This is a genomic window from Salinarimonas chemoclinalis (genome assembly GCF_041514305.1).
GTDB classification, from domain to species: domain Bacteria; phylum Pseudomonadota; class Alphaproteobacteria; order Rhizobiales; family Beijerinckiaceae; genus Salinarimonas; species Salinarimonas chemoclinalis.
In genome coordinates, this window is sequence record NZ_JBGMWH010000014.1 from 77,965 (window position 1) to 99,065 (window position 21,101).

Genomic DNA, 21,101 nt, shown 5'->3' on the forward strand with positions numbered 1-21,101 from the left:
ATGCGGGACACGGGCATCCGGCGCGGCGCGCCGGCCGGCCGCGCGAGAAGGACCCGACATGCCCCTCCCGCACGGGGTCTCGTGCCGACATGATAGGGCGAAAGCGCGCCGTGGCACAGGCGCCGCGCGCGTCCTCGCGGTCGCGGGGACGTTGTGGCTCGGCGCCTGTGCCGGCCAGGGGCCGCTCGCGACGCTCGCGCCCGGCCTGCTGCCCGGCGAGCCGCTGACGACCGGCTCGCTCGCCGCGCCTCCGTCGGGGCGCGACCTCGCGCTCGGGCTCCGCGGCGGCGCCTTCGCCCGGGCGAGCCTCGCGCTCGCGGACGCGCTCGACCCGATGGGTGGCGGCGAGGTCGTCTCCTGGAACGATCCCGAGAGCGGCGCGCGCGGCACGATCGCCGCGGCGGGGCCGCCGGGCGTCGAGGGTGCGCTCGTCTGCCGGCGCTTCGACGCGCGCACGCTGGCTCCGGGTGGCGTCGCACCGACTCCGCGAGCCGTCCGCCACGAGGGTCGCGCCTGCCGCGTCGCCGCGCGGAGCTGGCGCATCGAGGAAGCCGTCCGGGCCGACGACGCCGACGACGTCGACGGTGCGCACGCGGACGCGGCGCCGGCGGGCCCGCCGATCGATCTGCAGATCGATCTCCCGCAGCGTCCGTCCGGGTGAGTGCGCAGGCGTGCGCGGCGACAGTTGCGTGCGCGCAACACCTCTCCCATATCGTCCCGCAGGGCGGGGCCGCGCGGGCCGCGCCCGCGAGACAGTCTCGACCCGAGCCGCACGAACCACCACCAGGCAAGAGCGATGCGCGATCCCTACGACGTCCTCGGCGTGTCACGCCAGGCGAGCGAGGCCGATGTCAAGAAGGCCTTCCGCAAGCTCGCCAAGCAGCATCACCCCGACCAGAGCAAGGACCCCAAGGCGGGGGCCAAGTTCGCCGAGCTGAACGCCGCCTACGAGATCCTCGGCGACGCGGACAAGCGCAAGCAGTTCGACCGCGGCGAGATCGACGCCGAGGGCAAGCCGCGCTTCCGCGGCTTCGAGGGCTTCGGCGGCGGCGCCCGCGGCCCCGGCGCGGGCGCGGGCGCTCACGGCTTCGAGGGGTTCGAGGGCTTCGCGCGGGCGCGCGGCGCCGGGGCGGGGGCGGGCGACGACCTGTTCTCGCAGATCTTCGGCGAGGCCTTCCGCCAGGCGGAGGCGCGGGGCGCGGGCGCCGGGCCGGGAGGCTTCGGCGGCTTCGCGGGCGGGCGGGGACCGGGGGCGGGCGCCGGAGCGGGCCGGCGCACGGCCGCCAAGGGCGAGGATCTCGAGGCCACGATGAGCGTCACGCTCGAGGAGATCGCGGCGGGTGCGACCAAGCGCGTGAAGCTCCCCACCGGTCGCGAGGTCGAGGTGATGGTGCCCAAGGGCGTCGCCGACGGCCAGGTGATTCGCCTGCGCGGGCTCGGCCGCGCGAGCCCGATGGGCGAGCCGGGAGACGTGATGCTCACCGTCGAGATCGCCCCGCACGAGCGTTTCTCCATGGAGGGTGCCGACCTGCGCGTGCGCATCCCCGTCCCTCTGGAGGACGCCATCCTCGGCGCCGCGGTGCGCGTGCCGACGCTGACGGGTGCCGTCGAGATGAAGATCCCCGCGATGTCGTCGGGCGGCCGCACCTTCCGCCTGCGCGGCAAGGGCCTGCCGACGAAGACCGGCACCGGCGACCTGCTGGCCGTGCTGGAGATCCGCCTGCCGGAGGAGCCCGACGAGGCGCTGATGGAGTACGCCCGCAGGAAGCGGGGGGTGAAGGCGTGAGCCCGGTGAGCGCGTAGAGACGTGCGTCGGCGTCAGCCGATCTTCCGTGCCCCGCGCTGCGCCGCGCGCTTCGCCTCGCCGGCCGCGTCGTCGACGTCCGGCGCGTCGATGTGCCGGTAGACCGCCTGGACGACGCCGAAGGCGCCGAAGGCGAACAGGCCGGCGGCGACGAGGCCCAGGAGCACCCAGCCGTAGGGCTGCTCCTGGAGCGTTCGCAGCGCCCCGCCGAGGCCCCGCGCCTCGCTCGACTGCGCCTGCCAGCCGGCCAGGACGAGAAAGCCGCCGATGATCAGGAACACCACGCCGCGCGCCGCGAAGCCCGCGCGCCCCAGCGGCACGACCCAGCCGCGCTGCTCGGGCGCGTAGCGCAGGTGCTTCGTCACGTCGCCCTTCCAGGCCCGACCGAGGAAGCCGATCCCCACGCCGGCGACGACGAGCCCGACGAGGCCGAGCAGCCAGCGGCCGAAGGGCTGCGCCAGGAGCCAGGCGGACCAGCCCTGCGCGCCTTCGTCGCCCGAGCCGCCGCCCGAGCCGCCGCCCGTCGCCCAGCCGAAGGCGAGGCCGGCGGCGTAGACCGCGAGCGAGAGGTAGGCGAACCCGCTGATCACGTGCGCACCGCGGATCGCGAGCCCCTTTCCGGACGAGCCGCGGTGATCCGCGTCGCTCACCGCCGCGACCTCCCGCCAGACGGCGAAGGCGAGGAGGCCGAGCGCGATCACGGCGAGCAGCACCTTGCCATAGGGCTCGTCGAGAAGGCTCGCGAGCGCGTCGCGGCTGCCGCCGGTGTCGCCGCCGGCGCCGACGGCCGCCATCAGGGCGAGCCCGCCGACGAGCATGTAGACGATTCCGCGGGCGGCGTAGCCGACCCGGGCCGTGGTCTCGAGCGTGTTCGTGTTCGCCATCGCGGCCTCCCCTGCGTCGCTTCGCCGAGAAGGAAGTCCGCGGCCGCGCGGCGGTTCCGGGCGCGGTGGGTCCCCGGCGGCGGACGCGACGACATCTTCCGGCCACGGCGGCGCCGCAACCGTCGACGACCTCGTGCGCGCGGGGCCTCGAACCCGATCGCGGCGCGTACCGACGAACCGGCAGGCGCACCCGTCGCCTGTGGGAGAGACGTCCATGAAGAATGGCGCGAACGATCGTCTGGAACTCTTCATCGGCGCCTGCGCCACGACCATCGGCGCCGCGTCCTACGCGATCCTCTTCACGCCGCCATGGCTGGAGCGGCTGGTGAGCGCGGTCGTCGGCTGAGGTTTCGGCTTCACGCCGCGCTCTCGCCGTCGCCGCTCTTGTCCTCGTGGCGCATGATCAGCGGCGTCTGGGCGAGCGCGAAGGCGAGCGTGATCGGCATGATGCCGAAGACCTTGAAGCTCACCCAGAAGTCGGTCGTCTGCGTGCGCCAGACCACCTCGTTGATCGCGGCGAGCACGAAGAAGAACAGTCCCCAGCGGAAGGTGAGCTTGCGCCAGCCCTCCTCGGTGAGCTTGAAGACGGAATCGAGCACGATCGTCAGCAGCGACTTGCCGAAGAAGAGTCCCCCGAGCAGCACCGCGCCGAAGAGGGAATTCACGATCGTCGGCTTGAGCTTGATGAACAGCTCGTCGGCGAGGATCAGCGTCAGGGCGCCGAAGACGACGACCACCACGCCCGAGACGAGGGGCATCATCGGCAGGCGCTTCACCAGCGCGTAGTGGATCGCCAGCGCGATCACCGTCGCCACCACGAAGACCGCGGTCGCCGTCATGATGTCCCAGCGCTGGTTGGCGAAGAAGAACAGCCCGAGCGGCCCGAGCTCCAGAGCGAGCTTGGCGATCGGGTTCAGGTGCGCCGGGTGGGCGGGATCCTCGGTCTTCAGCATGGCCCGGAACCTACGCGGCGCGGGCGCGCGGGGCAAGCGCCCCGAGGGTCGCGAACCCGAGACCGGCCGCGTTGCTCGCACAGCCGACGCGATCTATCTTGGTGAGGCCCGAGTGAACGAGGAAGGAGGCGCCGATGACGACCCTGACCCTCCACGACATTCCCGACGAAGAGACGCGGGCGCTCAGCGCGCGCGCCGCGCGCAACGGTCGCTCGCTCGAGGCCGAGGTCCGGGCGATCCTGCGCGAGGCCGCGCGGGGCGAGCCGAAGCCGGACGAAGGAGGGCTGGCGACGGCGATACGCCGCCGCTTCGCGCCTTACGGGGGTGTCGAACTGTCGTTGCCGACGCGATCGGAAGCGCGTGAGCCCCCGAGCTTCGAGTGATTATTCTCGATACGAACGTCGTCTCTGAGCTGATGCGGCCTGAGCCGGCTTCTGCAGTGTTCGCATTCGTCGACGCGTGATCCCGATCATCGCTCTTCACGACGACGATCGTGCAGGCGGAGATCCTCTCGGGCATCGCATTCATGCCGAGAGGGCGGCGGCGGGCTTCACTCCATGCCGACGCACAGAAGCTCTTTTCCTTCGATTTCGCGGAGCGAGTGCTTCCTTTCGACGACGCTGCCGCCGTTCATTTCGCGGAATTGCGCGCGCGACGTCGCGCGCAGGGCCGCCCCTTGATCGGTTTCGACGGGCTCATCGCAGCGGTCGCCCGCTCTCGCGGTGCAATCGTGGCGACCCGTAACGTCCGCGATTTCGAGGCCTGCGGGATCGATGTGATCGATCCGTGGACCCCCGCCGGCTGAATGTGCCGCATCGCCACCCTCTTCAAGCCGGCAGCGACCCGTTCGCCGCCAGCACGCTCCCCGCGAGATACAGCGACCCGCAGATCAGCACCCGCGGCGGCGCCTCCCACACCGTTTCGTTGAGGACGGCGAGCGCCGCCTCGACGCTCGGCGCGGTCGAGGTGACGAGGCCCACCGAGGCGGCGATGGCGGCGACCTCCTCCGGCGGGCGCGCGGCCATCTGCGAGGGGATGGGCACGCAGATCACCTCGCGCGCGAGGCCCGCGAAGTTCTCGAGGAAGCCGGCCGCGTCCTTGGTGCCCAGCATGCCGACGATCATCACGAGCGGCGCGTCCGCGCGCTCGGCCCGGTCGGCCATGGCGGCGGCGACGGCGCGGCCGCCGTCGGGGTTGTGGCCGCCGTCGACCCAGACCTCCGCGCCCTCCGGCGCGAGCGCCGGCAGCACGCCGCGGGTGAGGCGCTGGAGGCGCCCGGGCCATTCGACCGCGACCATCCCGCGCTCGAAGGCCTCCGTCGGCAGGCGTGCGAAGCCGGCCGCGCGCAGGCCGGCGATGGCGGCGCCGGCGTTGACGAACTGGTGCGCGCCGGGCAGCCGCGGCATCGGCAGGTCGAGGAGCCCGTCGTCGTCCTCGTAGACGAGCCGGCCGCCCTCCTCGTGAGTCGAGAAATCCTGCCCGCCGACGCGGATGCGCGAGGCCCGCGCGCGCTCGGCGGCGGCCACGAGCGTGCGCTCGGCCGCCTCGTGGTCCTGATGCGCGATCACCGCCGGGCAGCCGCGCTTGAAGATGCCCGCCTTCTCGCCGGCGATCTTCTCGATCGTGTCGCCGAGATACTCCGCGTGATCGAGGCCGATCGAGGTGACGATCGCCGCCGCCGGCTCGGCGATCACGTTGGTCGCGTCGAGCCGCCCGCCGAGGCCGACCTCGAGCAGGAGCACATCCGCCGGCTCCTCGGCGAACAGCGCCAGCGCGGCGGCGGTGGTGATCTCGAAGACGGTGATCGGCTCGCCCTCGTTCGCCGCCTCGCAGGCACGCAGCGTCTCGACGAGCCGCTCCTCCGGCACGAAGACGCCGCCGCCGGGACGACCGAGCCGGATGCGCTCGTGGAAGCGCACGAGATGCGGCGAGGTGTAGACGTGCACGACGAGCCCCGCCGCCTCCAGGATCGCGCGCATGAAGGCGATGGTCGAGCCCTTGCCGTTCGTGCCCGCGACGTGGATCGTCGGCGGCAGGCGCTTCTCCGGGTGCCCGAGCCGCGCGAGGAGCCGCTCGATGCGCACGAGCGAGAAGTCGATCGACTTCGGGTGAAGCGCGAGAAAGCGCGCGAGGATGGCGTCCGACGACTCCATGGGCGGCGGCCTGTGTCAGCGTTGGGGGTGCGGCGCGCGCGTCAGCCGCGCGCGGTCTCGGGTGCGGCGGGCTCGGGACGGCTCTCGGCGAGGCGCTCGACCCGGCCCTCCGCGTCCGCCGCATCCGTCTCGCCCGCATCGCCCTGCGGCCGCTCGATGGCGAGCGGCGCGTCGCCCGCGCGCTTCTCGAGCGACACGGCCTGCGGCGCGGCGGCGGTCGCCGCCTCGAGCGCGGGCGCCTTGGTGAGGAGGCGCAGGAGCGTGACGAGCGTGCCCTTCAGCTCGCGCCGGTCGACGACCATGTCGACCATGCCGTGCTCCTTGAGGTACTCGGCCCGCTGGAAGCCCTCCGGCAGCTTCTCGCGGATCGTCTGCTCGATCACGCGCGCGCCCGCGAAGCCGATCACGGCGCCGGGCTCGGCGATGTGGATGTCGCCGAGCATGGCGTAGGAGGCCGAGACGCCGCCGGTCGTCGGGTGGGTGAGCACCACGACGTAGGGCAGGCGCGCCTCCTTGAGGCGGCGCAGCGCCACCGTCGTGCGCGGCATCTGCATCAGCGACAGGATTCCTTCCTGCATGCGCGCGCCGCCCGACGCCACGAACAGCACGAAGGGCGTCCTGCGGGCATGGGCGGTCTCGGCGGCGGTGACGATCGCCTCGCCCGCCGCCATGCCCAGCGACCCGCCCATGAAGGCGAAGTCCTGCACCGCGACCGTGGTGTCGAGCCCGCCCACCGCACCGACGGCGACGCGCACGGCGTCGGGCATTCCGGTCTTGGCGCGGTTCTCCTTGAGCCGGTCGACGTAGCGCTTCTCGTCGCGGAACTTGAGCGGGTCGGTCGCGACCTCGGGCAGCGCGATCTCCTCCCAGGCTCCGTCGAAGACGCTGGCGAGCCGGTCGCGCGCGCCCATGCGCAGATGATGGTTCGACCCGGGAATGACCCAGAGATTGGCTTCGACGTCCTTGTGGAAGACCATCTGCCCGGTATCCGGGCACTTGATCCAGAGGTTGTCGGGCGTCTCGCGCTTGAACAGCGTCTTGATGCGCGGACGAACGACGTCGGAGATCCAGTTCATGGGCGGCTTTCCTCGCGCGCACGGTCGGGCGCGGTGGGCAGGGCGCTATGGGGTTGGTGCGCGGCTGGCGCCTCTCATAGTCCAAATGGCGGAGGGATGCCAATCCGAGCAGGCGCGGACCCGTGTGGCGAATCTTGCGGTGCCGCACGGATCCCGCGGCGCCCATGGTTGTGACGCATGGGAATTCTGGCACACTCCATGCCTCGCCGCGGCGGAGGAGGCCCGGACGAATGCAGGGCGCAGCCTACGACAGCCTGGAGGCCTTCTACCGGGCCGCCTACGGCGAGACGCTCGTCGAGGTGGCGGCGCCGGTGGCGCTCGGCACGACGCTGATCGCGGCGCGCCAGGGCGCAGGCGACTATTCCGACGCCCCCGTGCCGGACCTCGTCATCACCCGAGGGCTGTCGCGCCTCATTCCCTGCACGCTCGACGTGGGCAGCGGCCGTTTCCGGTCGACCGTGCCCCGCAACGGGTTCGTGGTGGTCCCGCCCGAAACGCGGACGACGATCCTGCTGGATCGGCCGAACATGATCGAGTTCCTGGCCATTCCCTACGCGCCACTGCGCGCGCTCTGCGCGGAGCACCCGCTGCCGGCGGACGGGCATTTCGGCGGGCTTCACAGCCGCGCGCTGGAGAGCCCCGCCTTCACCGCCGCCTTCGTGCGGATCACCACCGAGATCCGCGCGGGCAATCTCAACGGCCCGATGTTCGTGGAGGGGCTGCTCATGCAGATCGTCGCCATGATGATGGCGACGGCCGATCGCCCCCTGCCGATCCCACGCGGCGGGCTCGCACCCTGGCAGCTCGGGCGTGCGACGGACTACCTGCGGGAGCATCATGCCGAGGCGGTCTCGCTGCGCGAGCTCGCGACCCTCGTCGACCTCTCGGTCTTCCACTTCGCCCGCGCCTTCAAGATCTCGACCGGCTTGCCGCCCCACCGCTACCAGACGGCGATCCGCATGGAGCGGGCGCGGCTCCTGCTGGCGACGACGAGCGCGCCCGTGACCGAAATCGCCTTCGCGCTCGGCTACGACAGCTCCCAGAGCTTCGCGCGCGCCTTCCGCGGCGCGCATGCGATCTCGCCGACGCGCTTCCGGCAGGCGCGGGCACGCGTCGGCTGATCGCCGGAGCCCGCCTTCGTCGCACCCCTCCCGTCGTCTCGGGCGCGCGATGCGCGCCGATTTGCGCAAGCGCCGCCACCTCGCGCAATCCGCGGAACGACAGGGGCGCCCGGCATGCCACAGGGTCGGGGCGTCCGATGGACGGACCTGGAGACCTGTCATGAAAGCCCTCTTCGCCGGCGTCGCCCTCGCGACGCTCCTCGCCGTCTCGACGCCCACCGTCGCGGCCGACGACCTCTCCGCCAGCGCCCGCCTCGCCATGCCCGGACCGAGCCATGCCTTGCTCGAGCCGTTGATCGGCACGTGGAACGTCGAAATGCGCGTCTATCCCGGCCCGGGCGCCGAGCCCTTCGTGGCGCAGGGCCTCAGCGCCACGCGGGAATGGATCCTCGGCGGTCGCTATCTCCAGGAGCATCTCTCCGGCGACGTCTTCGGCGTGCCGTCCGAGCGCATCGCGATCCTCGGCTACAACAATCTCGAGCAGCGCTTCGAGCTCGCCACCTTCGACACGTTCGAGCCGGGATCGATGATCTACCAGGGCGCCGCGATGCGCGACGGGACGATCAGCGTCCTCGGCGACAGCACCGAGGCGGGCATGGGCGCGGAGCCGACCGGGCGCAAGCGCACCATCCGCTTCGAATTCGAGATGACGGAGGCGGGCTCGGTGGAGCGCATCTTCGTGCGCTATCCGGGCGGGGAGGAATTTCTGTTCGTGGAGCAGATCTTCACGGCGGGCTGACGGGCGTCACCGGGCGCGCGCTCGGCAGCGCGGCGCAGATCTCGACGATCCGCGCCCGCAGCCAGGCCTGCGCCCGGTCGCTTCTGGCGAACGGCGACCAGAGCATCTGCAGCCGCCAGGGCGCCAGCGCCGGAAGCGGCAGCGCGAAGACCCCGAGCCCCGCGCCGAAGCGCGCCGCCGCGCAGGAGGGGACGGCGGCCACGAGATCGCTCGCGCGCAGGATCTCGGGCAGCGCCATCAGGTGCGGGAGCGCGAGCCGCACCCGTCGCGACAGGCCCTGCGCGGCGAGCAGCTCGTCGACGATCCCGGTGGCGTCGCGCCCCTGCGTCACGAGCACGTGGTCGAGCGCGGCGAAGCCCGTCGTGTCGAGCGGGGTGCGCAGGACGGGGTGGCCGGCGCGGGCGACGCCGACGAGCCGCTCCGTGAGGAGCCCGGTGACCACCGTGCGCTCCGGCGGCTCTCCGAAGACACCGATGGCGACGTCGACCGCGCCGCGATCGATCAGGGCGCCGACCTCGCGCTTCTCGTAGCCGACGATGCGGAGATCGGCGCCGGGTGCGGCGTCGGCGAGGCGGGCGACGAGGGCGGGGGCGACGACGGCGCTGCCGTAGTCCGTCATGGCGACGGTGAAGACCGATGCGGTGGTCGCGGGGTCGAACGGGCGCTCCTCGTCGATCGCCCCGCGCAGGTCCGCGAGCGCGGAGAGGATCGTGGGCGCGAGGCGTCGCGCCTTCGGCGTCGGCTCCATGCGCCGGCCGACATAGGAGAAGAGCTCGTCGTCGAACTCCCGACGCAGCCGCCCGAGGGCGGCGCTCGTCGCCGGCTGGCTGAGCCCCAGCATCCGCGCCGCCGCCGACACGCTGCGGGTCTTGTCGAGGGCCTCGAAGGCGAGGAGCAGGTTCAGGTCCATCGGCTCGTCTATCCATGAAGTAGATAGATGCTATTCGACTGAACGAATTGCCGCCAGTCCGGCCCCGCCACATCTGCGCTCCATCGGCGGCACGAGCCGCTCCATCGGAGATCAGACCCATGACCACAACCCCCCTCGCCATCGTCGCCGGCGTCGGTCCCGGCGTCGGCGCCGCCGTCGCCCGCCGCTTCGCTCGCGACGGCTTCCGCGTCGCGCTCGTCGCCCGCGACGAGGCGCGCCTCGCCGACCTCGCGGCGCAGGTCACGAATGCCGGCGGCGTCGCCGCCTCGTATTCCGCCGACCTGTCCGACCACGTCGAGATCCGTCGCGTGATCGCGGCGATCCTGCGCGACCATGGCCGTCCGAGCGTGCTCGTCTGGAACGCCGCGGTGTGGGCGGAAAGCCCCGTGATGGCGCTCGAAGCCGATGCCTTCGACCGCGAGTTGCGGCTCGGTCTCACCGGCGCGGCGACCGCGATGCGCGCGGTCGCGCCCGCGATGAGCGCGGGCGGGGGCACGATCCTCGCGACCGGCGGCGGGCTCGCGCTCGTGCCGCAGTACGGCGGCGCCGTTCCGGCGCTGACCGCGGTGAAGTCCGGCCTGCGCGGCTTCGTCCACGCCGCCGCACCGGAATTCGCCGCGATGGGCATCCGGCTCGCCACCGTGACCATCGCCGGGCAGGTCGCGCCGGGCGGGCCGTTCGATCCGGACCGGATCGCCGAGGCCTTCTTCGCGGCACACGCGGCCCCGACGGCCGAGGTCGAGACGGTCTTCTCGGGCGCCTGACGCGCCCGTTCCGCGCCGGGGGAGCAAGCCGCGCCACGCGGCCGGCCCCGGCGCGCCCCATACAGAGCCTGCACGCCGTGAGGACATCGCCATGGTCACCCTTCCCGACACGATCGCCGCGCGCCGGCAGGCGCAGATGTTCCCGACCTTGACCGAGGAGGAGATGTCCCGCGCCGAGCGCTTCGGCGCGCGGGTCGCCTTCGCCGACGGGGAGCGCCTGTTCACGGCGGGCGAGCCCGGGGCGGGGCTCTACCTGCTCACGAGCGGGCGCGTGCGGATCACCCGCCGCGACGGGCTCGGCCACGTCGCCCTCATCGTCGAGCACGGGCCGGGCGCCTTCGTCGCCGAGGTGGGCCAGCTCTCGGGCCGCGCCGCCCTCGTCGACGGGCACGCGGTCGGACCCGTCGAGGCGGTGCTGCTGGCACCGGAGCGGCTGCGCGCGCTGATGGTGGCGGAGGCCGCGCTCGGCGAGCGCATCATGCGCAGCCTCATCCTGCGGCGTTCGAGCCTGATCGAGACCGGCGACGGCGGGCCGCTCTTCATCGGCCGGAAGGATTCCTCGGACACGGCGCGGCTCGCGAGCTTCGTCTCGCGCAACGGCTATCCCTATCGCATGCTCGACCCCGCCGACGACGAGGACGCGGCCCAGCTCGTCGCGCGCTACGCGCCGCAGCCCGCCGAGCTGCCGCTCGTCGTCACCGCGGACGGGAGCGTCCTGCGCAATCCGAGCGAGGGCGACCTCGCGCGCGCGCTCGGCATGATCGGCTCCCCGGAGGCCGGGCGCGTGTTCGACGTCGCGGTGGTCGGCGCGGGGCCCGCGGGGCTCGCCACCGCCGTCTACGCGGCCTCCGAGGGGCTCTCCGTCGTCGTGCTCGACGCCCGCGCCTTCGGCGGGCAGGCGGGGGCGAGCGCACGGATCGAGAACTACTTCGGCTTCCCCACCGGGATCACGGGCCAGGCGCTCGCCGCGCGCGCCTTCGTGCAGGCGCAGAAGTTCGGCGCGGAGATCGCCATTCCCGCGCGCGTCGAGCGCCTCGTCTGCGGCGCGGGCGAGGCCCCGCACCGGCTCGAGCTCGAGGGCGGCGGCGCCTATCTCGCGCGCACCGTGGTGATCGCGAGCGGGGCGCGCTATCGCCGTCCGCGGCTCGAGAACCTCGCGCACTACGAGAGCCGGGGCGTCTGGTACTGGGCCTCGCCCGTCGAGGCGCGCGTCTGCGCCGGGGCCGAGGTCGTCCTCGTCGGCGGCGGCAATTCCGCCGGGCAGGCGGCGGTGTTCCTGTCCGGCCACGCGGCGCGCGTGCGCGTGATGGTGCGCGGACCGTCGCTCGAGGCGTCGATGTCGCGCTACCTCATCGACCGGATCGAGGCGACGCCCAACATCGCGGTCATGACCCGCACCGAGCTCGTCGCTCTCGTGGGCAGCGACGCCGGGCTCGAGCGCGTGCGCTGGCGCGGCCCCGAGGGCGAGGCCGAGGCGGCGATCCGGCACGTGTTCCTGTTCGTCGGCGCCGAGCCCGCCAGCGAATGGCTCGCGGGTTGCGCCGTCGCGCTCGACGACAAGGGGTTCGTGGTCACGGGTCCGGACGGCGCGCCCACGCTCGCGACGAGCCGGCCGGGGATCTTCGCGGTGGGCGACGTGCGCTCGGGCTCCGTGAAGCGGGTGGGCGGCGCCATCGGCGAAGGCGCGGCCGTCGTCGCGCAGATCCACGCGCACCTCGCGGCTCTCGCCGACGAGCGCCCGGCCTAACGCGCGTAAACCAAGAAAATCGTTCGAAATCAATTGCTAGGCAATATCTGCAGCCCCAATCCGAGACGCATTTTCTGCGTCCCGCAAACGCGATCTTTACCCTGACGGCCGCATCCTCCGATCCGTTCAGTCGAGTACACGGTGCATGGCCATGGGTACCTCGCGTACCGGGGCCGCCGGCGCCGCCGCCCGGAAACTGGTTTCGCGTACCGGGCGAGCCGCGTCGGCGCCTCGGATGGGGATCACGCATCCCTCGAAGAGTCTCGCAATCCCGGGGCGCATCGCGCACGCAGATCCGCGAGAGGCGATCCGGGACACCATTCACGTCGGCGACTGCATCGCCGCCCTCGAGCGGCTGCCTGCGGAGAGCGTCGACCTCGTCTTCGCCGACCCGCCCTACAACCTCCAGCTCGAGAGCGCCCTCACGCGGCCGGACCAGAGCGTGGTCGACGCCGTCGACGACGACTGGGACAAGTTTGCGAGCTTCGCGGCCTACGACGCCTTCACCCGCGCCTGGCTGAAGGCCGTGCGGCGCGTGATGAAGAAGACCGCGACGCTGTGGGTGATCGGCTCCTACCACAACGTCTTCCGCGTCGGCACGACTCTCCAGGACGAGGGCTTCTGGGTCCTCAACGACATCGTCTGGCGCAAGGCGAACCCGATGCCGAACTTCCGCGGCAAGCGCTTCACCAACGCCCACGAGACCCTGATCTGGGCTGCCAAGGGACCGGACGCGAAGGGCTACACCTTCCACTACGATGCGCTCAAGGGCGGCAACGACGACGTCCAGATGCGCTCGGACTGGTTCATCCCGCTCTGCACCGGCGGCGAGCGTCTCAAGGACGAGAACGGCGACAAGCTCCACCCGACGCAGAAGCCCGAGGCGCTGCTCGCGCGCGTCCTCCTGTCCTCGTCCAACCCGGGCGACGTCGTCCTCGACCCGTTCTTCGGCACCGGCACGACGGGCGCGGTGGCCAGGAAGCTCGGGCGCCACTTCGTCGGCATCGAGCGCGACCCCGGCTACGCCGCGGCGGCGCGGGCGCGGATCGACGCCGTCGAGCCGCTGTCGCCCGACGCGATCGCGGCCGCGCCCGACAAGCGGGCGGAGCCGCGCGTACCCTTCCTCTCCATCGTCGAGAGCGGCTTCGTGCGCCCCGGCGAGCGGCTGATCTGCGGGCGGCGCCGCCACGCGGCGATCGTGCGCCCGGACGGGACGCTGGCGCTGGGCGGCATCGTCGGCTCGATCCACAAGATCGGCGCGCTCGCCCAGGGGCTCCCGGCCTGCAACGGCTGGACCTTCTGGCACGCCGAGCGGGAGCGCGCCCTCGTCGTCATCGACGAGTTCCGTAGCCGGGTACGCGCCACGATGGGCGCCGCCTGACGGGCGGCCGCCGAGAACACCCTGCTTCGAACGCGATACGGGCGGGTCCGGCGAGGACCCGCCCGTCGTGATTCATGCGCCCGCTCGGCGCGGGGGAGAGCGCCTCACACCAGCACGTCCCCGCGCCAGCCCGGGACGATCGCGTCCTGCCAGAACGTGCCGTAGCCGCTCGCGCGCCGGGGCAGCGCCGGCAGAACGATCGCGGCGGCGTCGGCGAAGCGCGCCGGGAGCATCGCGCCCGCGGGCGCCTTGGAGGCGCGAACGTGGCCGACGGCGACGCCGGCGTCCGCGGCGATGGCGGCGAGCGCCTCGACCTGCTCCCTCGTCGCCGAGCCCACGACCGTCACAGCCTCGACCGGCCACAGCCGCGTCGCGAGAGCCCACGCGGCGAGGCTCTGGGCGCGCCGCCCGCCGTCGTGCACGACCACGAGCGGGCCGCCCGCGCCGGCCTCGCAGCCGACGAAGAGGGTCGGCCCCTCGTGGCGGCGCGAGACCTCGAACAGCTTGTCGGCGAGCCGCTCCTCGAAGACCGGCAGCGTCACGCACGCGCCGTGATGGCACCAGCCGTCGGTGGGCAGGACGAGGAGTTCGCGGCTCTCCGGCGAGAGCGCCGGGATCAGCGTGAGCGGATCGCCTTCCTCGTAGGCGAGCGAGAGGGGTTGAGGGCGTTCGCGGGTCTCGCGGCGCATCTCCTCGATGGCCTCCGCGAGCTTCGCGCGGACGACGTCGCGGGCGCCGGGGACGCGGGCGCTCTCGACGCAGTCGCGGTCGATCACGGCGACGGCGGTGAGCCGCCACCGGTGCGTTTCGGCCAGCGCGACGGCGCGGCGCGTGACGAGCCCCGCGTGCGGGGCGATCAACGCGAAACGCACGCCGGAGAAGCCCGGCTCGACGGGCTCGACGGGCTCGTCCACCAACGCCGGGGCGGGCTGCGGCGCGACGGCGGGCGTCGCGGCCCCGGCGACCGGCGCGGGCGCGAGGAAGCCCAGCGCCATGCGCTCCTCGAGCGGATGCCGCGCGCGCGGCAGCACCCCGGCGAGCGCGTCCTCCCGCGAGCGCAGCGGCGCACCCGACACGTAGGCGGCACGGCCGAGCAGGTGGCCCGCCACCGGCATCGTGCCGATGAGGAAGACGAGGGTCAGGAACGCGACGACGGTCGCGTCCGTCGAGCCCTTGGCCAGCATGACGCCGATCAGCACCAGGCCGGCGCCCAGCGTGCCGGCCTTGGTCGCGGCGTGCATGCGCTGGAAGGGGTCCTCGAAGCGCAGGACGCCGACCGTCGCGATGACGAGGAAGCCGGTCCCGACGAGCTTGAAGACGAGGGCGAGGAGCGCGGTCATGACGTTTCCCTCTGCTTCTTCTCGAGGAAGGCCGCGAAGGCGATGGTGGCGACGAAGGCGATCAGCGCGAGGCCGAGCCCGACGTCGAGGAACTCGCGGCGCCCGGTGACGACGGCGGTGAGGCCGCAGGCCGCCACCGCGATGCCGGTGAGCATGTCGAGCGCGACGAAGCGGTCGGCATAGCCCGGCCCGACGACCATGCGGAAGGCGGCACCGGTGATGGCGAGGGCCAGCACGACCGTGAGCGCGAGGGCGACGGTGGTGAGGGCGGCGTCGATCTGCTCGATCATCCTTCGATCCTCCGGATCAGTCTCTCGAACGTGTTCTTGATGTCCGCGGCGACCGCCTCGGCGGAGGGGCTGTCGAGGACGTGGACGTAGAGCGTGTCGCGCCCCTCCGAGATGTGCAGCGACGTCGTGCCGGGGGTCAGCGTCACGAGGTTGGCGAGCGTGGCGATGCCGAGGTCGGTCTTGAGCGCGATCGGCACCGCGACGACGGCGGGGTTCAGCGCCGGGCGTGGCGAGAGCACCGCGATGGCGACGCGCACGGCCGACTTCACGAGCTCCACGACGAAGGTGACGAGGAGCTGGGCGAAGGCGAGGAGCCGCGCGGGGGAGAGGAGGATGCTCATTCGACGGCTCCTTCGGTGGCGATGACGGGGAGGGCCGTTTCGACGGTGCGCACGGGCTCCTCGCCGGGGAAGACGGCGGCGATGTAGTCGGTCGGATCGACGAGGACCGCGGTGGCCGTGCGGGCGTACTCGACGAACGGATCGGCGAAGAGGCCGATCGTCAGCGTCACGGCGCCGAGCAACGCGATCGGCACGACGAAGACCACCGGCACCGTGCGAGGCCGGGCGCGCACGAGTACGGGCTTCTTCCAGAACGCCTCCATCCAGATCTTCGACATCGAGAACAGCGTCAGCGCGCCGACGCCGAGCGCCACGATCGCGAGCCACCAGACCTGCTCGCGCAAGGTCGCGTCGATGACGAGGAACTTCGCCCAGAAGCCCGACAGCGGGGGCAGGCCGGCGAGCGAGAGGGCCGGGATCAGGAACAGCACAGCGAGCCAGGGGTGGGACTTGAGGAGCCCCCCCGCCTTGCGCAGGTCGTCGGTCCCCGCCGCGTGCTTGATCGCGCCCGCGAGCAGGAACAGGTTCGCCTTCACGATGATGTGGTGGACGATGTAGAAGACCGCGCCGGCGATGGCGACGGGGGTCGCGATGGCGAGTCCCATCAGCATGTAGCCGATCTGGCTGATGATGTGGAAGGACAGGATCCGGCGCACGTTCCACTGGATCGCCGCGCCGAGCACGCCCGTGATCATCGTCATGGCGGCGACGACGGCGACGATCTCGCGCAGGGCCCCGCCCTCCATCTCGAACATGAGCGTGAAGACGCGGAAGGCCGCGTAGACGCCCACCTTCGTCAACAGCCCCGCGAAGAGCGCGGCGATGGCGATGGGCGCCGTGTGGTAGCTCGCCGGCAGCCAGAAGAAGAGCGGGAACACGCCCGCCTTGATGCCGAAGGCGGCGAGGAACAGGAGCGCGGACGTGGTCAGCCCGGGCGACATCTCCATCTGCGGAAGGATGCGCGCGAGGTCGGCCATGTTCAGCGTGCCGGTCGCCCCATAGAGGAGCGCCACCGCGATCAGGAAGAGGATCGTGCCGAACAGGTTCATCGCGGCGTACTTGAGCGCGCCGTCGATCTGCGCCTTGCCGCGCTGGACCACGAGCAGGCCCAGCGTGGTGATGAGCATCACCTCGAACCAGACGTACAGGTTGAAGATGTCGCCCGTCAGGAAGGCGCCGTTCACGCCGGCGAGGAGCCCGTGGAACAGCGGGTGGAAGCCCGCGCGCTCGTGGCGCTCCTTGATGTCGCCGAGCGCGAAGATCCCCACCGCGAAGGCGAGGATGCCGGAGATGGCGACCATCGCCGCCGAGAGCGGGTCGGCCACGAAGCCGATGCCGAAGGGCGCGGCCCAGTCGCCGAACTGCTTGGCGATCACGCCCTCGTCGATCACCGCCGCGGTGAGCGCCAGCGAGGCGACGAGGAGCAGCGCGAGGCTCGCGAGCCCGATCCGACGCTGCGCCACCGGTCTGTTCCACAGCGCGGCCGTGAGCGCGGCGGTCGCGATCGGGATCAGGACCGGCCAGAGGACGAGGAGGGTGGCGGCGTCAGCCATGGTTGGTCACCGTCTGGGGGTTGGTCACCGTCCGGGAAGAAGACGGTGCGTCCGGCGCACCGAGCGCCTCGGCGGCCTTCATCTCGCGCACGTCGAGCGTGCCGAGGCTGTGGTAGGCCTTCAGCACCAGCGCGATCGCGAAGGCGGTCAGCGCGAAGCCGATGACGATCGCGGTGAGCACGAGCGCCTGCGGCAGCGCGTTCGCGGCGTCGGCCGCGAGCGCGTCCGCGCCCTGCGGGATCACCGGCGGCGTCGACGAGCCGATGCGGCCCGAGAGGAAGATCAGGAAGATCGCGCCGTTGGTCAGCAGCGCGAGGCCCAGGACCATGCGCACCGCGTGCCGCGAGAGCATCATGTAGAGGCCGCAGCCGACATAGGCGGCGATGGTGATGGCGTAGACGAGAGTCATGCCGCGTCCTCCGCGTAGAGCCGGAACATGAAGGAGAGGACCCCGCCGACGACGACCATGTAGACGCCGACGTCGAAGGCGATCGTCGTGCCGAGCTTCAGGCCCGCGAGCTCGCCCCATTGATGGGTGAGGAACGATGCGTCCGTGACGATCCCGGGCACGCCCGAGAGGAAGGCGATCCCGAGCCCCGCGCCCATCAGCACGACGGGATGGAGCACCAGCGCGCGTCGCGCCGCCTCGACACCGAGCGCGAGCGCCAGCACCGAGAAGCCGGCGGCGCCGACGAGCCCGCCGATGAAGCCGCCGCCGGGCTCGTTGTGGCCGCGCAGGAGGACCCAGAGCGAGCCGAGGAGCATGATGACGAAGAAGATCCGCACGACCGCGGTGAGGATGAGCGAGGGCATGGTTCAGGCTCCCTTGGTCGCGTTCTCGCCGGCGCGGCGGCGCGGCCCGCCCGTGCGCAGCAGCGCCCAGGCGCCGAGCGCCGCGAAGGCGACGACCGCGATCTCGCCGAACGTGTCGAGCGCGCGGAAGTCGACGAGGATGACGTTGACGACGTTGCGGCCGAAGCCCTCCGGCACCGAGGTGATCGCGAAGTACTCGGTCAGCTCCGGGTTGAAGGGCTTGGCGGCGATCCACAGCGTGGCGAGAAGGATGCAGGCCGCGAAGGCGGCCGAGAGCCCGCCGTCCAGCCAGCGCTCGCCCGGCGTGCGCGACGACCTCGCCACGATCGGCATCTTGAGCAGCACCGCCATGACGATGACGACGAACAGCGTCTCGACCGAGAACTGGGTGAGCGCGAGGTCCGGCCCGCCGTTGAGCAGGAAGACGAGGGCGAGCCCGTAGCCCGAGAGACCGACCGCGACGATCGCCGAGACCAGCGAGGGCACCGCGGCCGCGACGAGGCAGCCCGCGGCGATCAGAGCGCACACGACGAGGAGCGACGGCCGCAGCGGCTCGCCGCCGAGGGCGGGAAGCGCCAGGCCGCCGCTGGAGAGGAGACCGTAGGCGAGAAGGCCCGTGACCGTCGCCGACACCACGGCGGCGTAGACCCGCAGGTCGCCGTTCTGCAGCACCTTCGTCGACCAGCGCCCGAGCGCCAGCGTGCGCCCGAGCACGAGGTCGTAGCCGCGGTCGAGGAAGACCTCGTCGAGGGCGCGCCGGCGGCGCATGAACAGGTGGATCGGGTCCCAGAACCAGGCGAGCAGGGAGCCGAGCAGCACGACGAGGGCGGAGAGCGCGAGCATCGGCGTGAAGCCGTGCCAGAGCGAGAACGAGACCTCGATGTGGGCGCCGTAGATCGCGATCGCCGCCGGCTCGACCAGCGAGTAGGCGACGAGCGAGGGCACGAGGCCGAAGGTCACGCCCACCACCGCGAGCAGCAGCGGGCCCGACGTCATGCCCAGGCGCTCGCCGTGCTCGACCGTGAAGGGCTTGCGCGCCCGCCCGAAGAACGGGCGCAGTGCCAGGACGCCCGCGATGGCGACCATCACAGCGTTGACGATCACGCCGACGGCGACAGCGACCGTGTTCAAGGACGCCTCGAGCGACGCCTCGAACAGATACTCCTTCGAGATGAAGCCGATGAACGGCGGCAGGCCGGCCATCGAGAACGAGGCGAGCACGGTCGCCGCCGCGGTGAGCGGCAGGAGCCCGGCGAGCCCGCCCAGCGCGCGCAGGCGCGTCTCGTGCGTCGCGTGGATGACGATGCCGGCGCAGAAGAAGAGCGTCGCCTTGTAGAGCGCGTGCGCCAGGATGAAGCCCACGACCGCCACCGACGAGACGGGCCCGTCGAGCCCGATCAGCATGACGAGCGTGCCGAGCGAGGCCACCGTCGAGTAGGCGAGCACGGCCTTGAGCTCGATCGCGCGCAGCGCCTGCACGGCGGCGATCAGCATGGTGAGCCCGCCGAAGAAGACGAGCGTCGCGCCCACCCAGGGCGCGCCGGCGAAGACCGGATCGAGCCGCGCCAGCAGGTAGACGCCGAGCTTCACCATGGTGGCCGAGTGCAGGTAGGCCGACGCCGGGGTGGGCGCCTTCATGGCGTTGGGCAGCCAGAAGTGGAACGGGAACTGCGCCGACTTGGTGAAGGCGCCGATCAGCACGCAGGCGACGATCGCGGGGAAGAGCGGGCTGTCGAGCACGGGCGCGGGGTTCGCGGTGATCGCCGCGAGCGAGAAGGTGCCGGCCTCGACGCCGATGAGGATGATGCCCGCGAGCAGCGCGAGCCCGCCGCCGGCGGTGACGAGGAGCGACTGCAGCGCGGCCTTGCGCGCCTTGGCGTCCTCGCTCTGGAAGCCCACGAGCAGGAACGAGAGCAGGCTCGTCATCTCCCAGAAGACGAACAGCGCGACGAGGTTGTCGGCGGTGACCGTCGCCAGCATCGCCGTCATGAACATCAGGATGTAGAAGAGGAACTGCGCCCGCGCGAAAGGCGGCTTCGCGCTCATGTAGGACGCGGCGTACAGCACCACGAGTGTGCCGATGCCGGTGATGAGCAGCGCGAAGAGCAGCGAGAAGCCGTCGAGGCGGAACGTCAGGTCGATGCCGAGCGAGGGCACCCAGGGCACGACGTCGACGATCGGGCCGGCGCCGACCGGGCCGATCTGCCCGAAGAACCAGGCGAACAGCGCCGCCGGCAGGGCCGCGGCGAGCGGGCCGCCCAGCGCGCCGGCGCGCGCGACCACGAAGGGCGCGGCGATCGAGCCGGCGAGGGCGACGAGCAGGATGGTCGAGAGGTCCACGAGCAGAGCTCCTCCGTGAAATCGGGGAGGGCTCCGCAAACCGCATGCCAGAGACTTAAACTATTGACGAACCACGCCTATCGGCCGACCGTCCGCGGGTGGCGTCCGGGCTTCCGAACGTGCGGCCCGGCCCTGCGTCCGGATTTCCGAACGCGGGGCCGGCGCGTTCGGAGGTCCGGACGTGGGTCGCATCGCCGGGAGCGCGCGTGCCCGCCAGCGCCCCGTCAGTGTCCGCCTTGGCTCATCCGCGCGTCGCGCGGGGCGCCGAGGATCTCGGCGAGCGACTGGGAGATGTGGCGCGCCTCCTCGTCCTGGAGGCGCAGCATGATCGGCGGCAGCCGGCCGGCACGCAGGGAGACCACGGCGTGGCCGTCCTGGTCCAGGCCGATGTCGATCGTCTGGGAGGTCACGTCGACGACCTCCCCCTCGATCGTCTCGGGGCCGTCCTCGCCGTCCTCCTCCGCGAGCTGCCGGGCGAGCTCCTCGGTCAGCTCCTCGTCGGAGAAGGCCTCCTCCAGCTCGTCCTCGTCGAGCGCCTCGTCCATCACGTCGAGCAACTGCGTCAGCGCCGAGGCGAGCGTGCGCGCGGCGCCCGCGTCCATCACGATCGCGGTCGACTGGTCGTCCTTCTGGAACGAGAGCTGGATCTTGTCGCCTTCGACGGAAAGAGAGATTCCGGCCATGATGCTCCTTTCGGCGGTCGGGCATATATGGGAGCGGTGCAGGGCTCCTGTCCAGAGGGCGACGGAAACAGGCCCCGCTCCGGATCGGAGCGGGGCCTGCGTCGACGTTTCGGTGGCGGTCGCCCGCCGGCCCGCGTCCGCGCCTCAGCGGCCGCGGCGCGGCCGCTGCCCGGTGGGGCCGCCGGCGC

The 21,101-nt window shown here is 72.3% G+C and carries 22 protein-coding genes and 1 pseudogene; 10 read left to right on the forward strand and 13 right to left on the reverse strand.

Features of this window, described 5'->3' with window-relative positions:
- Positions 1 to 151: 151 nt before the first annotated feature.
- Together AB9M23_RS17965 and AB9M23_RS17970 are read left to right on the forward strand one after the other, a co-directional pair.
- Complete coding sequence (locus AB9M23_RS17965; RefSeq protein ID WP_372425958.1) at positions 152 to 661, forward strand: hypothetical protein; 510 nt, start codon at positions 152 to 154, stop codon at positions 659 to 661.
- Between the two features lie 135 nt (positions 662 to 796).
- Entirely contained in the window at positions 797 to 1,786 is a 990-nt protein-coding gene (locus AB9M23_RS17970; protein WP_372425959.1) for a DnaJ C-terminal domain-containing protein, read from the forward strand.
- 32 nt (positions 1,787 to 1,818) lie between these two features.
- On the opposite strand, the gene AB9M23_RS17975 is transcribed toward AB9M23_RS17970, so the two are convergent.
- Positions 1,819 to 2,688: a DUF1206 domain-containing protein gene (locus AB9M23_RS17975; protein ID WP_372425960.1), complete on the reverse strand. Its 870-nt coding sequence runs from the start codon at positions 2,686 to 2,688 to the stop codon at positions 1,819 to 1,821.
- Positions 2,689 to 2,902: 214 nt separating this feature from the next.
- Between AB9M23_RS17975 and AB9M23_RS17980 the strand changes: the two genes are divergently transcribed.
- Positions 2,903 to 3,034 (forward strand): hypothetical protein, encoded by a 132-nt coding sequence (locus AB9M23_RS17980; protein ID WP_372425961.1) that lies wholly within the window; start codon positions 2,903 to 2,905, stop codon positions 3,032 to 3,034.
- 10 nt (positions 3,035 to 3,044) lie between these two features.
- Here AB9M23_RS17980 and AB9M23_RS17985 read toward each other — a convergent pair whose 3' ends face one another.
- A complete protein-coding gene (locus AB9M23_RS17985) occupies positions 3,045 to 3,641 on the reverse strand; it encodes a septation protein A (RefSeq protein WP_372425962.1) in 597 nt (198 codons plus the stop codon).
- Between the two features lie 134 nt (positions 3,642 to 3,775).
- Here AB9M23_RS17985 and AB9M23_RS17990 point away from each other — a divergent pair, with 134 nt between their 5' ends.
- Together AB9M23_RS17990 and AB9M23_RS17995 are read left to right on the forward strand one after the other, a co-directional pair.
- Entirely contained in the window at positions 3,776 to 4,024 is a 249-nt protein-coding gene (locus tag AB9M23_RS17990) for a FitA-like ribbon-helix-helix domain-containing protein (RefSeq protein ID WP_372425963.1), read from the forward strand.
- Between the two features lie 101 nt (positions 4,025 to 4,125).
- Positions 4,126 to 4,446: pseudogene (locus tag AB9M23_RS17995) on the forward strand (PIN domain-containing protein); the annotation flags it as partial.
- A 22-nt stretch (positions 4,447 to 4,468) separates the two neighbouring features.
- Here AB9M23_RS17995 and AB9M23_RS18000 read toward each other — a convergent pair.
- Positions 4,469 to 5,794 (reverse strand): bifunctional folylpolyglutamate synthase/dihydrofolate synthase, encoded by a 1,326-nt coding sequence (locus AB9M23_RS18000; protein ID WP_372425964.1) that lies wholly within the window; start codon positions 5,792 to 5,794, stop codon positions 4,469 to 4,471.
- 41 nt (positions 5,795 to 5,835) lie between these two features.
- Positions 5,836 to 6,870: an acetyl-CoA carboxylase, carboxyltransferase subunit beta gene (gene accD / locus AB9M23_RS18005; RefSeq protein ID WP_372425965.1), complete on the reverse strand. Its 1,035-nt coding sequence runs from the start codon at positions 6,868 to 6,870 to the stop codon at positions 5,836 to 5,838.
- A gap of 230 nt (positions 6,871 to 7,100) precedes the next feature.
- Between accD and AB9M23_RS18010 the strand changes: the two genes are divergently transcribed.
- Entirely contained in the window at positions 7,101 to 7,991 is an 891-nt protein-coding gene (locus AB9M23_RS18010) for a helix-turn-helix transcriptional regulator (RefSeq protein ID WP_372425966.1), read from the forward strand.
- A 160-nt stretch (positions 7,992 to 8,151) separates the two neighbouring features.
- The gene (locus AB9M23_RS18015; protein ID WP_372425967.1) at positions 8,152 to 8,730 is read left to right on the forward strand and encodes a DUF1579 family protein; all 579 of its coding nucleotides are present in this window, start codon (positions 8,152 to 8,154) and stop codon (positions 8,728 to 8,730) included.
- On the opposite strand, the gene AB9M23_RS18020 is transcribed toward AB9M23_RS18015, so the two are convergent.
- The gene (locus AB9M23_RS18020) at positions 8,717 to 9,640 is read right to left on the reverse strand and encodes a LysR family transcriptional regulator (RefSeq protein ID WP_372425968.1); all 924 of its coding nucleotides are present in this window, start codon (positions 9,638 to 9,640) and stop codon (positions 8,717 to 8,719) included. The two genes, AB9M23_RS18015 and AB9M23_RS18020, sit on opposite strands and share 14 nt — an antisense overlap.
- Before the next feature lie 119 nt (positions 9,641 to 9,759).
- Between AB9M23_RS18020 and AB9M23_RS18025 the strand changes: the two genes are divergently transcribed.
- The 3 genes from AB9M23_RS18025 (at position 9,760) to AB9M23_RS18035 (ending at position 13,553) form a co-directional block, all read left to right on the forward strand.
- The gene (locus AB9M23_RS18025; protein ID WP_372425969.1) at positions 9,760 to 10,425 is read left to right on the forward strand and encodes an SDR family NAD(P)-dependent oxidoreductase; all 666 of its coding nucleotides are present in this window, start codon (positions 9,760 to 9,762) and stop codon (positions 10,423 to 10,425) included.
- Positions 10,426 to 10,516: 91 nt separating this feature from the next.
- Positions 10,517 to 12,172: an FAD-dependent oxidoreductase gene (locus AB9M23_RS18030; RefSeq protein WP_372425970.1), complete on the forward strand. Its 1,656-nt coding sequence runs from the start codon at positions 10,517 to 10,519 to the stop codon at positions 12,170 to 12,172.
- Positions 12,173 to 12,323: 151 nt separating this feature from the next.
- On the forward strand, positions 12,324 to 13,553 hold the full coding sequence (locus AB9M23_RS18035) for a site-specific DNA-methyltransferase (RefSeq protein ID WP_372425979.1): 1,230 nt from the start codon (positions 12,324 to 12,326) through the stop codon (positions 13,551 to 13,553).
- 104 nt (positions 13,554 to 13,657) lie between these two features.
- Here the strand turns inward: AB9M23_RS18035 and mnhG are convergent, their stop codons facing one another.
- The 8 genes from mnhG to AB9M23_RS18075 form a co-directional block, all read right to left on the reverse strand.
- A complete protein-coding gene (gene mnhG, locus AB9M23_RS18040; RefSeq protein WP_372425971.1) occupies positions 13,658 to 14,893 on the reverse strand; it encodes a monovalent cation/H(+) antiporter subunit G in 1,236 nt (411 codons plus the stop codon).
- Complete coding sequence (locus AB9M23_RS18045; protein WP_372425972.1) at positions 14,890 to 15,183, reverse strand: MrpF/PhaF family protein; 294 nt, start codon at positions 15,181 to 15,183, stop codon at positions 14,890 to 14,892. Before AB9M23_RS18045 ends, mnhG begins: the two co-directional genes overlap by 4 nt.
- The gene (locus AB9M23_RS18050) at positions 15,180 to 15,524 is read right to left on the reverse strand and encodes a Na+/H+ antiporter subunit E (RefSeq protein WP_372425973.1); all 345 of its coding nucleotides are present in this window, start codon (positions 15,522 to 15,524) and stop codon (positions 15,180 to 15,182) included. Before AB9M23_RS18050 ends, AB9M23_RS18045 begins: the two co-directional genes overlap by 4 nt.
- Entirely contained in the window at positions 15,521 to 17,077 is a 1,557-nt protein-coding gene (locus AB9M23_RS18055) for a Na+/H+ antiporter subunit D (protein ID WP_372425974.1), read from the reverse strand. The genes AB9M23_RS18050 and AB9M23_RS18055 overlap by 4 nt, the downstream gene beginning before the upstream one ends.
- Positions 17,070 to 17,486, reverse strand: coding sequence for an NADH-quinone oxidoreductase subunit K (locus AB9M23_RS18060; RefSeq protein ID WP_372425975.1), 417 nt, complete (start codon positions 17,484 to 17,486; stop codon positions 17,070 to 17,072). The genes AB9M23_RS18055 and AB9M23_RS18060 overlap by 8 nt, the downstream gene beginning before the upstream one ends.
- Complete coding sequence (locus AB9M23_RS18065; RefSeq protein WP_372425976.1) at positions 17,483 to 17,890, reverse strand: MnhB domain-containing protein; 408 nt, start codon at positions 17,888 to 17,890, stop codon at positions 17,483 to 17,485. The genes AB9M23_RS18060 and AB9M23_RS18065 overlap by 4 nt, the downstream gene beginning before the upstream one ends.
- A gap of 3 nt (positions 17,891 to 17,893) precedes the next feature.
- The gene (gene mbhE, locus AB9M23_RS18070) at positions 17,894 to 20,230 is read right to left on the reverse strand and encodes a hydrogen gas-evolving membrane-bound hydrogenase subunit E (protein WP_372425977.1); all 2,337 of its coding nucleotides are present in this window, start codon (positions 20,228 to 20,230) and stop codon (positions 17,894 to 17,896) included.
- A gap of 224 nt (positions 20,231 to 20,454) precedes the next feature.
- Entirely contained in the window at positions 20,455 to 20,913 is a 459-nt protein-coding gene (locus AB9M23_RS18075; protein WP_372425978.1) for a hypothetical protein, read from the reverse strand.
- Positions 20,914 to 21,101: the final 188 nt, after the last annotated feature.